This is a genomic window from Thermococcus sp. (genome assembly GCF_026988555.1).
Classification (GTDB): domain Archaea; phylum Methanobacteriota_B; class Thermococci; order Thermococcales; family Thermococcaceae; genus Thermococcus.
The window spans coordinates 1-12,472 of the sequence record NZ_JALSLB010000046.1 but is presented as its reverse complement, the minus strand read 5'-3'; the positions used below and the strand labels follow the sequence as shown (position 1 = coordinate 12,472).

16 protein-coding genes and 1 pseudogene are annotated in these 12,472 nt (G+C 52.1%); 9 read left to right on the top strand and 8 right to left on the bottom strand.

Going from position 1 to position 12,472, the window contains the following annotated elements:
• The first annotated feature begins 125 nt into the window (after positions 1-125).
• Positions 126-395 carry a DUF257 family protein gene (locus tag MVK60_RS06985; protein WP_297437853.1) on the top strand — a complete coding sequence of 90 codons (270 nt, stop codon included), beginning with the start codon at positions 126-128 and terminating at the stop codon, positions 393-395.
• Between the two features lie 19 nt (positions 396-414).
• Here MVK60_RS06985 and MVK60_RS06980 read toward each other — a convergent pair whose 3' ends face one another.
• Both MVK60_RS06980 and MVK60_RS06975 read right to left on the bottom strand, forming a co-directional pair.
• Positions 415-867 (bottom strand): hypothetical protein, encoded by a 453-nt coding sequence (locus tag MVK60_RS06980; RefSeq protein WP_297437852.1) that lies wholly within the window; start codon positions 865-867, stop codon positions 415-417.
• The gene (locus tag MVK60_RS06975) at positions 864-1,589 is read right to left on the bottom strand and encodes an ATPase domain-containing protein (RefSeq protein WP_297437850.1); all 726 of its coding nucleotides are present in this window, start codon (positions 1,587-1,589) and stop codon (positions 864-866) included. Before MVK60_RS06975 ends, MVK60_RS06980 begins: the two co-directional genes overlap by 4 nt.
• Positions 1,590-1,658: 69 nt before the next feature.
• Between MVK60_RS06975 and MVK60_RS06970 the strand changes: the two genes are divergently transcribed.
• A complete protein-coding gene (locus MVK60_RS06970; RefSeq protein WP_297437848.1) occupies positions 1,659-2,513 on the top strand; it encodes a methyltransferase domain-containing protein in 855 nt (284 codons plus the stop codon).
• Between the two features lie 120 nt (positions 2,514-2,633).
• Here MVK60_RS06970 and MVK60_RS06965 read toward each other — a convergent pair whose 3' ends face one another.
• Positions 2,634-2,813: a hypothetical protein gene (locus MVK60_RS06965; RefSeq protein ID WP_297437846.1), complete on the bottom strand. Its 180-nt coding sequence runs from the start codon at positions 2,811-2,813 to the stop codon at positions 2,634-2,636.
• A gap of 186 nt (positions 2,814-2,999) precedes the next feature.
• On the opposite strand from MVK60_RS06965, the gene MVK60_RS06960 reads away from it, so the two are divergent.
• The 5 genes from MVK60_RS06960 to MVK60_RS06940 all read left to right on the top strand — a co-directional run bounded on the left by MVK60_RS06960 (position 3,000) and on the right by MVK60_RS06940 (position 7,076).
• Positions 3,000-3,521: a hypothetical protein gene (locus tag MVK60_RS06960; RefSeq protein ID WP_297437845.1), complete on the top strand. Its 522-nt coding sequence runs from the start codon at positions 3,000-3,002 to the stop codon at positions 3,519-3,521.
• Between the two features lie 8 nt (positions 3,522-3,529).
• Positions 3,530-4,141: an SPFH domain-containing protein gene (locus tag MVK60_RS06955; RefSeq protein WP_297437843.1), complete on the top strand. Its 612-nt coding sequence runs from the start codon at positions 3,530-3,532 to the stop codon at positions 4,139-4,141.
• Between the two features lie 71 nt (positions 4,142-4,212).
• Complete coding sequence (locus MVK60_RS11235; RefSeq protein WP_367270870.1) at positions 4,213-4,554, top strand: SHOCT domain-containing protein; 342 nt, start codon at positions 4,213-4,215, stop codon at positions 4,552-4,554.
• A 9-nt stretch (positions 4,555-4,563) separates the two neighbouring features.
• Positions 4,564-5,550 (top strand): hypothetical protein, encoded by a 987-nt coding sequence (locus MVK60_RS06945; protein WP_297437841.1) that lies wholly within the window; start codon positions 4,564-4,566, stop codon positions 5,548-5,550.
• 14 nt (positions 5,551-5,564) lie between these two features.
• A complete protein-coding gene (locus MVK60_RS06940) occupies positions 5,565-7,076 on the top strand; it encodes a hypothetical protein (protein ID WP_297437839.1) in 1,512 nt (503 codons plus the stop codon).
• A gap of 35 nt (positions 7,077-7,111) precedes the next feature.
• On the opposite strand, the gene MVK60_RS06935 is transcribed toward MVK60_RS06940, so the two are convergent.
• Entirely contained in the window at positions 7,112-8,986 is a 1,875-nt protein-coding gene (locus MVK60_RS06935; RefSeq protein ID WP_297437837.1) for a S9 family peptidase, read from the bottom strand.
• A 118-nt stretch (positions 8,987-9,104) separates the two neighbouring features.
• Between MVK60_RS06935 and MVK60_RS06930 the strand changes: the two genes are divergently transcribed.
• On the top strand, positions 9,105-9,431 hold the full coding sequence (locus MVK60_RS06930) for a hypothetical protein (RefSeq protein WP_297437836.1): 327 nt from the start codon (positions 9,105-9,107) through the stop codon (positions 9,429-9,431).
• Here the strand turns inward: MVK60_RS06930 and MVK60_RS06925 are convergent.
• Positions 9,399-10,046 carry a serine/threonine protein kinase gene (locus MVK60_RS06925; protein WP_297437834.1) on the bottom strand — a complete coding sequence of 216 codons (648 nt, stop codon included), beginning with the start codon at positions 10,044-10,046 and terminating at the stop codon, positions 9,399-9,401. The two genes, MVK60_RS06930 and MVK60_RS06925, sit on opposite strands and share 33 nt — an antisense overlap.
• 52 nt (positions 10,047-10,098) lie before the next feature.
• Here MVK60_RS06925 and MVK60_RS06920 point away from each other — a divergent pair, with 52 nt between their 5' ends.
• Positions 10,099-10,326: an Lrp/AsnC ligand binding domain-containing protein gene (locus tag MVK60_RS06920; RefSeq protein WP_012572508.1), complete on the top strand. Its 228-nt coding sequence runs from the start codon at positions 10,099-10,101 to the stop codon at positions 10,324-10,326.
• Positions 10,327-10,385: 59 nt separating this feature from the next.
• Here MVK60_RS06920 and MVK60_RS06915 read toward each other — a convergent pair.
• From MVK60_RS06915 to MVK60_RS06905, 3 genes and pseudogenes are all read right to left on the bottom strand, one after another.
• Positions 10,386-11,147: pseudogene (locus MVK60_RS06915) on the bottom strand (ABC transporter ATP-binding protein).
• Positions 11,147-11,512 carry a hypothetical protein gene (locus MVK60_RS06910; RefSeq protein WP_297437832.1) on the bottom strand — a complete coding sequence of 122 codons (366 nt, stop codon included), beginning with the start codon at positions 11,510-11,512 and terminating at the stop codon, positions 11,147-11,149. Before MVK60_RS06910 ends, MVK60_RS06915 begins: the two are co-directional and overlap by 1 nt.
• A gap of 564 nt (positions 11,513-12,076) precedes the next feature.
• Positions 12,077-12,373 (bottom strand): hypothetical protein, encoded by a 297-nt coding sequence (locus MVK60_RS06905; RefSeq protein WP_297437830.1) that lies wholly within the window; start codon positions 12,371-12,373, stop codon positions 12,077-12,079.
• Positions 12,374-12,472: the final 99 nt, after the last annotated feature.

Sequence of the window (12,472 nt, the reverse complement as noted above, 5' to 3'; positions counted from 1 at the left end):
CTTAGAGCCTTGAAGATGTGGGGAGTTACCGTTCCCCCCGAAGGCCAGCCAATGAAGACGGGAGGCTGGAAGGTTATCCGCTACAATTATTTCACAAGTTCCAAAAGTAGCGAATAACCAGAACGGTGAACTCCATAATCGTAAACCCTGAAAGGGTGATACCCCTCCACGGCATGAGCCCTCGGCTCATACTCTCCATGGCCGATCTCGCGGCTGTCTTCCTTGGGAACCGGAACAGGAGCGTTTACTACTTCATAAACCATGAAACAGCGGACAGAAGGTACCTCCACCTTCTAGAGGAGATATTCACGAGGGTACTCCGGCTGGAGGGTGAGAAACTGATCGTCGAGAAGTCCCCCAACGCAGAAGAAGGGACGAAGCTGGAGATAGGATAACGGCTCTTTCCCCATCTTCTCAATCACCCCACCTGATGAACCTTGGCAGCCTGAGTATACGGGAGGCCCGGATGATGCGGATCTCCCTCAGAAAGGATGGGCGGGTCACGAAAACGGGTCTCCTCAAACTGGGTGGGGCATAAGAACGCTGGGATGACATCACCTCTGCTGATTCTCCCCCCGACGCTGGCTCAGGAAGCTCCAGCCTGCGGTATATCCCCTTCCTTATGTCCTCCTCCCTGGCCCTGACACCGTCGAGCTTGCCCCTCCTGTACGCGGTTACGACGACCTTCATCCTGCCCTCCATCTCAGCCTCGGCGTATATCGCCCGCTTCAGCCTAGAGCTCCAGCCGGCCCACTCGGTGTGCCCACCGTATCCAAGGAGGTAGCCCGCAAGATATGCCTTTCTAACAAGATCCCTCTCGTTCCTGACGTCCCTCAGAGTTACCCTTCGCTTTCCGCTTAGTATCATAGCCCCTCATCTCCGGCGTCAAACGGCGACAGGCCGTGGACCACCAGTCCGTGCTCGCTGAAATCTATCAGGTACATACCGGTCCCGTGCCGTGTCCTCCTCATCTTGAGTATCTGAAGGGCCCGGATCATCTCCCTGTCCCCGAAGAAGTAGTGGAGCATTATGACACCATCTGTAAGGTAGTGTTCCTCGGTGTACCTGTCAAGCTCGGTGAGCTCGGCCACCAGAATCGTCGTCGTACCGAGGGCCTCCAGGCTTCTGATGAAGTTGGCCAGCTCCGCCCTCTTCTCGGCGGGATTGTCGGTCGGGAAATCTATCGCCGTCAGGGGATCTATAACGAGCCTGCTCAGCTTGCCGTTCTCGGCAAGTTCTTTTATCCTGAAGAGCACACTGCCCCACGCAGGGGCCCTCGTCGAGCCCTTCCAAAGGCTCTTACCCATATCGTAAAGGATGAGCTTTCCGGACTTCACGTAGACCCAGACCGAGGGGTCGAACCTCGCAATGTCCTTGACGGCCTCATGGGGATCGTGGATGAGAGAGACGTAGGCCACCCTCTCCCCTCGCTTGGCACCCTCTATCAGAAACTGCATCGAGAGGGTCGTCTTCCCGCTACCGGGGGGACCCGTGAGAAGGTAAGTTTTTCCCCTGAGGAGGCCCCCCTCTATGAGATTATCCAACCCTTTAACTCCGGTAGGGACCCGTTCAGAGTCACTATATGTCATGGTTATCACCCATCATAATAATTGGGGGCAAGGTATATAAAAACGTAACTGGACGAAGGTTGAGGAAAAATGGAGGAAGTGTACTTTCTGACGTATGGGGACGCAATGCGGTTGCTCCTGACCCGAGGGGGAGCAAGGTTAAACCTGGATCTGCACAAAACCGGAAGATCATGGCTGATTCTACGAGATGAGGACGAGTTCATCTTTCCCGATGGGACCAGAGTGAGTACACGGGAGGTCGAGAGGATAGCTAGGGACCGGGGAAACCTCTACTTCGTCAAGGCCGGGGGCGTTTACAAGGCCGCAATAGCCAGCCAGGAGGGATTCTACAAACTCGTGCCAACGATTCCACCAACGATAGAGATAAACGGGATAAGAATGCACAGGACCAAAGACACGCCGCCGCTAAGGGATACGCTCAGCAAGGTCGACGCGGTGAAGCCAAGGGACGGAGAAACCGTTCTTGATACCTGCATGGGGCTCGGTTACACCGCTATAGAGGCTTCAAAGCGCGGAGCGTACGTCATAACCATTGAGAAAGACCCACACGTCCTGGAGCTCGCGAGGATAAACCCCTGGAGCAGGGAGCTCTTCACGGGAGGAAAAATCCAGATCATACAGGGCGATTCCTTCGAAGTCGTCAGGAAGTTCAACGATGAGACCTTTGACGTCGTTATCCACGACCCCCCGAGGTTTTCCTTGGCGGGACACCTCTACGGGGAAGAGTTCTACCGTGAGCTGTACCGGGTTTTAAAGCCAGGAGGAAGGCTCTTTCATTACGTTGGAAACCCTGGGAAGAAATACCGCAGAAAGGACCTGCAGAAGGGCGTCATGGAGAGGCTGAGAAGGGTGGGATTCACGGGAATAAAAAAGGTAGGGGAAGCGCTCGGCGTCGTGGCAGGAAAACCGGTGAGAGGGAGGTAGGTCAGATTCCACCCACCGCCTCAAGCTCCTCAAACGCCTCAAGGTTGATGTAACAGTCCATGAGCTCCGTTCTCATCCGTACGATCTTGACTATCCAACGCCAAAGCCAATTATCGACGGCTAAATAAGGAGGAGCAGCAGTTTGGCGTCGGGGATTGGTATCGGCCTCGGGGTCGTGAAGCGGTTGAAGTTCCATGCCATGAAACTTATCATCAGCCAGGTCGTTGAGAAGTTGATCAGACCGCTACCGCTCTCCCCCAATTTGAAACCGAGGACTATGTCCTTGCTGATCTCCTCCACGCCCTGAAGGGCGAGGCTTGCAAAAGAGAAAGGTCACTACATGACGCAGGGGAAAGAGCAACAGTCTAAAAAGAATAGCAAAACCAAACAACTAAATATTTTGCAAGATTACATATAAAACAACTCACATTAGAACTAACACATAAAGCAAAAAGTTTTTAGTACCATGGATGTTGTTATAACTATTTGGGGAGATACCTATGTCGAACGACGATAAAGTCCAAAAGGACCTTCTTGAACGGGTTAAAACAGACCGGGGGGTACAAGAAAAAAGAGCAACTGAGGGGCACCGACGACATAATACGGAGGGGCACGTTCAGAGTCCTGCAGGAAGCCTCATCCTACCTCCGGGAAAGTTACAGGATGGCGGTAAGGTACTCACTCATGGAAGAGGCAAGGGAAATCGAGAGCCTCTACCTCCTTTGTGACTTGCTCGCACAGTCAATCCTCCATGCCCCAAGGGGATATAAACCCGTAGGGGGTACAACGAGCGTAAAAGAGGACGACCTCAATAAGCTTCTGGAATTTGACGCTTCCCTAACAGACATTGTAGAAACAATAAAAGAAAAAACAGGCGAAGTCCGCACGGCGATACTCCAAAAAGACGTTGATGGACTTGGTTCTGCAATTTCGACATTGAGGGTGAAGCTTAACGAGCTCGAAACCCTAATGAAAAGAAGGGATGCCCTTCTTGACGGCATTATGTGACGAGGGTGATGGTGATCCAAAAAACAAACGTCATAGAGTGGAAAAACGCCGGACCGGATGACGTTCTCTGGGTTTATCCCCACGAGGATATACGCTGGGGCTCCATGGTGGTCGTCAAGGAGTCTGAAGTAGCCGTGTTTATGAGGGACGGGAAGGTCTACGACGTCCTCCCACCCGGAAGACACACTATAACAACCCAAAACCTGCCCCTGCTGACGAAGGCATTCCAATTCTTGGCTGGATATGGAGAAACACCCTTCAAAGCCAGGGTAGTTTTCGTGTCACTCAAACAGTTCATGGGTAGGTTCGGAACTAAACTCCGGCTGAAACTCAGCCCCAGAGCATCCTGGATGACTGAGATGCAGACCTTCGGCACCTTCTGGTTCCGGATATCAGACCCGGTCCTGTTCCTCACGCAACTGGCGGGAACCCAGCCTTATTTCACATCAAAGGACGTCACTACTTTCCTACGCTCCTATTTCAACGAGGCGATTATCCAGGAGCTCTCAAAGTACTCCGTGATGGAAGTCCAGACGAAACTGGAAGAGATAACCATGAAGATGAAGGCCGGGACCCTCTACACAGCTTCAAACAAAAGGGGCTGGAGCTCCTGGACGTAAAGTTCCAGGGGGTCTCCTTCCCATACCTGGAGAAGCTCGAAAACGAGGACCCCACCTACGGTGTCGCCCTCATGAGTGCCCTCCAGAGTGGAGACGAAGCCAGGGTTCTTGAAACAATAAAAGTGGTCGAATCAATGAGGGCCCTTGGAAAATCAGGGGGGGCGGCCATGGGCGCCGGACTGGTGGCGATACCATATCTCTTCGGGGGAGGATATCCTCAGGCACCCCCGGGCCAGTACCCTCAGCCGCAGCAACCTCCACAACCACCACAGCAGGAGCCCCAATCTCAGCCCCCTACAAAAGGAGGCATTAAAGAGAAGCTATCCCTCCTGAAGGAACTCTATGAAGAGGGCCTGATAACCCAAGAGGAGTACGAGGCCAAGAGAAAGAAACTCCTGGAAGAACTTCTGTGAGGGAGTAGTATGGGGCTCAAACTCTTCAAATCCGATATGGAAAAAGCCGAAGACGAGTGGAGAAAAGCATATGAAAAGGGAATAAACCAGCGAAAGTGGGAAGAAGCCGCAAAACATTTCAAAAAAGCGTACGAGCACTACAGCAAGGCGGGAAACCCGAAGGCGGAGGAGGCCCTTCTTCTGGCGTATCTATTCCACTCCGTGGCAACGAGGGACATGAGCTCCCTGAAGAAGGCGGCCAAGATAGCGGCAAAGCTCCCGCCAAACACCAACTTCAATATTCCATTTGAGATAACTGCATCCGAGATAGCCAACGAGGGGGATATAATCGTCGCCGAGCTCCCAATAGCGATCAAGTTGTCCAGAGTAAACCAGCTCATAGAAGAGGGCGACGAGGGAAAGATGGAGAAGTTCGCCGCACAGCTGGAAAAAATATCCCAGAAGCTCCTGATGAACTCGTCAAAAAAACCCGTGCTTGGAGAGTTTTTCAACATGAGAGAACCATTCGAGAAAAGGGGCTACCGATACCTAGCGTACTCCAAACTCCTGAGGGCCAAGATCCAGGCCCTTTACGACCCATCAAAGAGCGTGGAGCTGTACTCCGAGGCGATGGGATACTTCAAAATAGGAAATCTGGCCACCTCTGCCGAGGGCGTTGCGGAGGAGATCAACAAAGTGGGCACCGTGGCCAAGTGCTGGTTCTGCGGAAGGACCATCCAAGGGGAGGACGTTCATTACATTAAGATGCCAGCAGTGGTGACCCCCTACATCCTCTCAAAGTACGGAGACGAAAAACCGGAGAGCCTCGGAGAGGACTACGTGGTGGCCTGCAGGGCATGTTACACCGCCATTTATATAACCTCAGACACCGTGGCCAGAAGGTACTACGAGATGGCCATGGAGAGGCTGCAGGAAGTGAGGCAGGAGCTCCTGTACGAGATAAAGAAAATCTGGGATGAGATTGAGAGGATCTGGAGGGCAATGCCTAGAGGATAAATGGAGGGACCAAGATGTCGGAACTGAAATGTGTCCACTGCGGTGCCCCCCTACCCGAACCAAAAGAGGGGGAAGAGTACGTCACGTGTGAATTCTGCGGGTACACGAACAGAGTCAAAGACTCAACGACGTACATGGAACAGCTCAAACTCGAGATACAGAGCTGGCTGAAGAGCATCGTCCCCGCAAACATCATAAGTGCCGGCTCGGCCGTTGACGCCGTCTCCAGGCACAATATATTCATAACCATGATCAAACCAGACCTCCTCTCCAAGCATCTGGAAGTGAACTCCAGAATAGCGCATGTGATATCAACCCCATTAGTGTTCCTCCCCTACTGGGATGTTCACTTGAACGTTGATATAGACTCCCCTAAGGAGGCCTTTGAAGAGGCAGCGAAGATAGAAAGCGTCAAACCTCTGGCCGTAGTCGATGAAGACGCAACATTTGTAAACAAGGTCATAGCAGCCCAGTACATGTACGCTTACTTCTCAAACTTCGTGCACCTCGTAAACTCAGGAAAAAAAGATCCCGAACTGCTCTCAAACAACTTCAAGAAAATAGCGGAAGCATTCGATGGTGTTCCAAGCGGAGAAGCCCCCAAATTGCGTTTTGAAGGGTTGTACCACATCTACGCCGCCGTAGAGGACATGATGAACGGAGATACAGAGACCGCCAACATCCGCATAAAGAGCGGCAGGAACTCACTGAAGCGGGCAAAGGAGGCCGCAGTAAAGAACCCGGAGTACGTTCCAATGGTTCCAGCCATAGAGAAAGAGCTGTCGTTGACAGCTGCGATAGAGGAACTGATAGAGGGATTATCAGCAACCATGAATCCCATGGAGCCCCTAGCGAGATTAAAGACGTTTTTCAGCGCTTCAGAGAGGGCAAGGAAATCCCTGGCCGAAAGGTACCGCATGGATTCAAAGGATTTCGGAAGGTACACCGACATAATGGGAGAGATAAGGAGCATCCTGCTGGCGAAGAGCGGAAAACCAATGATAAACCTCGTAGGATCTCCAAGAAGACTCCTACTGCCCTTCTGGAGAATACAACTAACTTACACCTTCACAACCGGCTCCCTGTTCTGGAAGAAGGGGAAGGCCATAACCGATGAACTCCTTATACTGGCGACGATTCCATACGCCGCCCAGCCCATAACAGACATATTCAAGATGAAACCCAAAGGAGGAATGCTCGACGGCTTCCTTGGCAAGGAGATCGCGATGACAACCGGCTACATCAAGGAACTCGCGTCTTCCAGCAGACCATCCAGTGTGAGTGCCGGAACAGCCGTCATACCCCCAATGATAACAAACGAGGAAGCAAAGCTCTTCTCGGACTGGTACATAAGAAACGTAACGCAGAGAACAAACAACAAGGTTAAATTCGGCGTCAGCAGGCTGATGGGCATCGTGTACCTAGGAGCAGAAATCCACGGGGACGACGTTTACATCCCCGAGTTGAAAGAGTTCCAAGTGAGTGTCAGGGGACACCTAGAGAACCTGAAAAAGGCCGCCCTCTAAAACCAAAATCAGGGGAAAACCCCAGATCATATTCTTCATTCTTTCTTCTCGCCCTTCATCACCTTCTCCACATCAAAGCCTTCCTCGTACCTCTTAAGTTTGCGCTCGAAGAACTCGATGAAGAGCCTGTAGCGCTTGGCACGATGCTTTGGCTTCCCGCGGATACTGTGACCGTGGGCGCCGCGCCTGAATATCACTATGTATGCCTCCTTGCCCATGTCCCTGAGCACGTTGTAGAACATGAGGCTCTGGTCGAGTGGACAACGGTAGTCCTCAAGGCTGTGGATGAGCAGGATCGGCGCTTTAACCCTGTCGGCGTAGAAGAGCGGGCTGAGCTTCCGGTAGTTCTCGTTCTCCAGCGGGTTCGGGCCGATGACCTCAGCATCGTACCAGAGGCCAATGTCAGAGAAGGCGTAGCTGGTGAGCCAGTAGCTTATGCCGTTCTCGCTGATGCCGGCCTTGAAGAGGTCGGACTGAGTTAGGGCCCAGTTGGTCATAAAGCCGCCGTAGCTTATACCCGTTATTCCAACCCTCTCCCTGTCTGCCTGGGGTTCGAGCTTAAAGAACTCCTCAATGCCGTTTGTTATGTCCCCGAAGTCCTCCAAGCCGGTTCTCTTCAGCACGCGGAGGGCAAAGTCCTCGGTATAGCCATCGCTGCCGCGCGGGTTCACGAAGACGATGTAGTAGCCCTTGTTCGCCATCAGCTGCATCTCGTAAACGAACCTGTAACCGTACATACCCTTCGGCCCGCCGTGGACGAAGACTATAACCGGCGCCTTCTCCCCCTCCTTCAGCTTCGGTTTGAGGTACCAGCCGTCTATCTCAAGGTCAAGGGACTTGAAGCGGAAGTGCCTCGGCTCAAAGGTCTTGAGCCTCTCGAATATCGGCACGTTGTAGTCGGTGAGCTGCTTCAGCTCGCCGTCGTAGAGGTAGAGCTCGGCAACCCTCGTCGCGGTCGTTATCAGCAGAACCGCCCTGCCACCGTGGACATCGAAGCCGTATACCCAGTGGTCACCGGCAACGATTCTCTCGGCCTCCCCATCCCAGAGCCAGAGGTTCACCCTGCCCGCGTCCGGCGTCAGGAAGTAGACCCTTCCCCCATCGAGCTTCGCGCCGTAAACGTCGAGCAGGCCCTCGTAGACCGGCTTGAGCTCTCCGTCCCAGATGTAGAGCCACTCGTGCTCGCTGAGGTACTTCTTCTCCCTCTTACCCCTCAGGAGGATGACTTTCCCGTCGGAATCCACGGCTTCAAAGGAAACCCCCTCGAAGAGCTTCTCCTCCTCGCCGTCCCGCCAGAGGTAGATGTCGTAGAACTTGAAGAGTGCTGGCTTGCTCCCATCGCGGTGGGGAACGTTGACCGCTATGGAATCGCCGTGCCAGATTCCGCTCGAAAACCTCGGCTTCTCAAACCGATCTATTACCTCCTCACTCTCAGTGTCGAGAACCCAGAAGGTCGTTTTCTCGCCGTCGAAGAAGCCCATGCCATCAAACCAGGTGGGAACGTCGTCGTCGAAGACGAAGTCCTCGTCGTCCCTCCTCTTGAACCCCACAACCAGGAGCCTCCGGGAGTCGTCGTTCCACTGAATCGAGCGGACGTTTTTAGCGCTCAAAACCTTCTTTGCGCTCAGGGTCTGAACGTCAGCGACCCATATCTCGCTCTCCTTCTTCTCCTCGTTGGGGCGCATGAAGGCGAGCTTTTTGCCGTCGGACGAAATCCTTGGCATGGAGGCGTTCTCGATGAAGCGCCTCGCCCCGGTTTCCAGATTCTCAACAACGACGATGCTCTCGTATCTGTCTTCCTTCATGTTAGCCTTGGTGAGGGTGTAGGCAACCAGGTTTCCCCTTATCCTAGGGTCGTCCAAGTAGGCGAACTTAGAAAAGGTCTCGTGGTTCCATTCGATACTGCTCATAACGCTATCACCGTTCTATAATGAACCCAGAAGTATATAAGCTTAACCTCAGGGCACCACAGTGGGCACGGGGAAGGTTTAAAAGACGGAGAACGATAGTGAAGGGGCAGGTGGGAGCATGAAAACCGGAAGCGCGATCGGCATAATACTCGCCGTCGGGATTGCCATCTCGATGATCTCCAGGACATACCTTGGCATAGTCTTCGCATCCCTGGGTATACCCCTGTACCTGGCTTACACAGCCAGAGAACAGAACATACTCGCAAAGTCGAGGCTCTACGACAGGGACCTGTTCCTGATGACCGGTATAGCTGTGATCGTGATAATAGCCTTTAACTACCTCTGGGACCCCAGGATCGGACTGATCTCCATGGCGGTTGTCGTGCCGCTCCTGGCACTGTACTCTGACAGGTTAAAGGCGAGAGAGAAGGCGCAGAAGGCCTGAAAGCCTTCCCGTTCTTTTGTAAGCTCTAACTTCGTTCCTCATCTCGTCCAGAAATTCCCTATCGATACCGAACTTCTCCCTGACGCGGTGCGAGATGTAATTATCGTTGAGAAATATCATCGCCATGGCAGAGGTGAGGTTCCTCGGCTTCCTCCAGCCGGCCTTCTCGAAGTCTATGAGATAAACGCGCTCGTCGATTATTATGTGCTTACCCCCCTGGATCTGGCCGTGGTCGAGGCCCATCCCGTCGAGGAGGGCGGTTTTCTCGACTATCTCGAAGATATGCCGTTTTTCAAGCTCCGCATAGAATATTATCTCTCCCTCAGCGAACTCCCGGATGAGGTACTCAAGGCCCTCAAAGACGCCATAGGCTATCAGCGGTGGGGTAACCGAAAAGGGCTCCATCGCACGGATGATTTCCGCCTCGCGCATAAAGTTCTGCCTCGGGGAATCTGATCGTTGAAGCTTTATAATGACGTTTTTTTCATCCAACCTCGCCCTGAAGATTAAGCTAGTCGTGCCCTTGGCGTAGGGCCCTATTTCGTCCAATCCAAGCGATTTCAGGTGAGAGTAAAACCGCCCCAGTTGAGCTTTGCTTATCAAGTGGTCGAACATAGGCCTCGATAAGCTTAAATACTCCGCCGATAAAATACTTTTGGTGATAGCCATGGTGACGGCTTTTATTTTGATGGTGACGGCCGCTGGAAAGGAAAGGGAAGTTATGGAGAAGCTTCTGGCCATGCCGGAGGTTAAGGAGGCTTACGTGGTCTATGGCGAATACGATCTCGTCGTAAAGGTCGAGACCGACACGCTCAAGGACCTTGACCAGTTCATCACGGAGAAGATAAGGAAGATGTCCGAGATACAGATGACCTCGACGATGATAGCCATCTGAACCTCTTGCTCTTTTATTCCTCTGACAAAACATCAAGGAGTATACATAAGAAAGGGGTTTCATCCCACCATTTTGAGGAAGATTTCTTCCAAGCTTGTTCTTTCACCTGCATGGTCAGGATTTTCGCGCCCTGTGAAGCAACGACGCGGTATTTGTTCTCACCGAGTGGAGTCACACTCCACTGAACTCCAGTCCACAGGCCTGTTGGTTTCGATGATTATCGTGTACCCAGCCTTCCGGAGGAATTTCCCCTTGATGTTATCGATACTATCCTCAACGCGGAGTTTGCCCTTCACAATAACCCCAACAGTGTCGCAAACCTCCTCAACGTGAGCTAAAATATGACTGGAGAAGAATACTGTTTTACCAGCCTTCCTTTGCTCTCTAATAATATCCTTGAACCTGGCAATACCCGTCGGGTCAAGACCGGTCATGGGTTCATCAAGGATTAACAATTCCGGGTCGTTGATGAGAGCCTGCGCTAAAAGAAGCCTCTGACGCATGTCCTTCGAGAACTTGCCCGCCTTTATGTTCCGAGCGTCCTTCAAACCAACAAGGTCAAGGAGTTCACCTATGCGTTTTTTGGCCTCGACAAGCCTGTCCTCATTGAACTTTCCATTTTGGAAGACTTCCTCGCCAAACAATCCAATCCTAACCTCCTGGGGAAAGATTAGGCCGAGGGTGCTTAGTATTGTAGTGCTCTTACCAGCACCGTTGGGTCCAAGGAAGCCATAAACCTGACCCGGCTTAACCTCCAGGTTAAGGCCGTCCAACGCCATAACTTCCTTATAAACCTTGACGAGACTCTCAACCCTCAACATCACCATCGCCTCAGATCCATTCTCCCGAACCTCAGGAGGGCCAGCCCGAGGAAGACTCCGGAATCGCGGGAAGTCACGAGGGGGATTAGGGGCAGGACGATTCCAAGGACGCCAATCAGCGAGAGCGAAAGGGCAAGGGAGCCGATGAAATAGTTCTTAACCGCGAAACCGTGAGCCAGCATCGCGAGCGCTCCCGAGAGTGCAATTCCAAGGGAGAAAACCAGGGCAAGCTTCAACCCCTCAAGAACCCAGCCGAGGAAGTAGCGCCTCCTCGTGAAGGGCTTTGAGAGAAGGAGCAAAACGTTGCCCCGCTCGAAGTCCGAGCCGAAGCGCGAGAGGAGCAGGGTTAAGATTAGGGAAACCAAGGAGGAACTTGATTAAATTTGGAAGCCATTTGACGAGCAGGTCGACAGTTATCAGATGGCCGAGCTCTCCAGCTGAAATATCCGGGCAGTGGGCGGTAAATCTGTAAACGTCTATCTCGACCGCTATGGCAGGGAACAGAGAAATTAAAGCGAGCATCATTTTGTACGAGCCTATGTTCTTGCCCCTCACTTCTAGCACCGCGGATTACACTCTTCAATATTGAGATCTAAGATTTAAAAAGAAAAAATAAAATGTATCATATATCAATTACCTGACAGCTAGGATCTCCACCCAATCCAACTGACATCATTGGCCTGGTGCACAAGTTTCTCCAAAGGCACACTCCACAGTGCAAATGTCGAAGCTACAATTGTCAAAAAATATGCACATTGGCTCAACTGGATTTAGCTCTTTTATTCAGCTTCTTAAACACTCTCTATCACCTCCTTTGGTTTTTGGGTTTTGGCCTCATCGGACTCCTCTGCCCTCACCCCTCTCAGGGGTGAACGTGAAGAGACCCTATCCAAACACATCTATGAGCTTGAATCAACTACTTTGTCTAGTCACTTCCCTCTGAGGCTTATGTCAAGACTTAAGTAATCCTCCCCCTCGTTCCTGATGATGACCTTCCAGGAACCCTCCGGAAGCTTTACCGTCTCCTTGACCTCAGTTACATTTGTTCGCTTGAAGAGTTCTTTCGAGCCGTCCGAAGAGACCACGAGTAAGGTGAACGGTCTGTTTCCTGAGACTCCTATTTCCAGAGTGGCAGGGCCCTTAAAGGGATACATGATCTCGGAACCCGGCTTAAGGACTTTACCCTTTGAGTATACGAAATTTCCACCGCCGAGGCATCCTCCCATCAGGACACTAACCAAGATTATTGTTAAAAATTTCATTGGTGGCATTCTCATACAATCCCCCCAGTTATGCATTTGTAAAGATAAATAAAATAAAGCTTA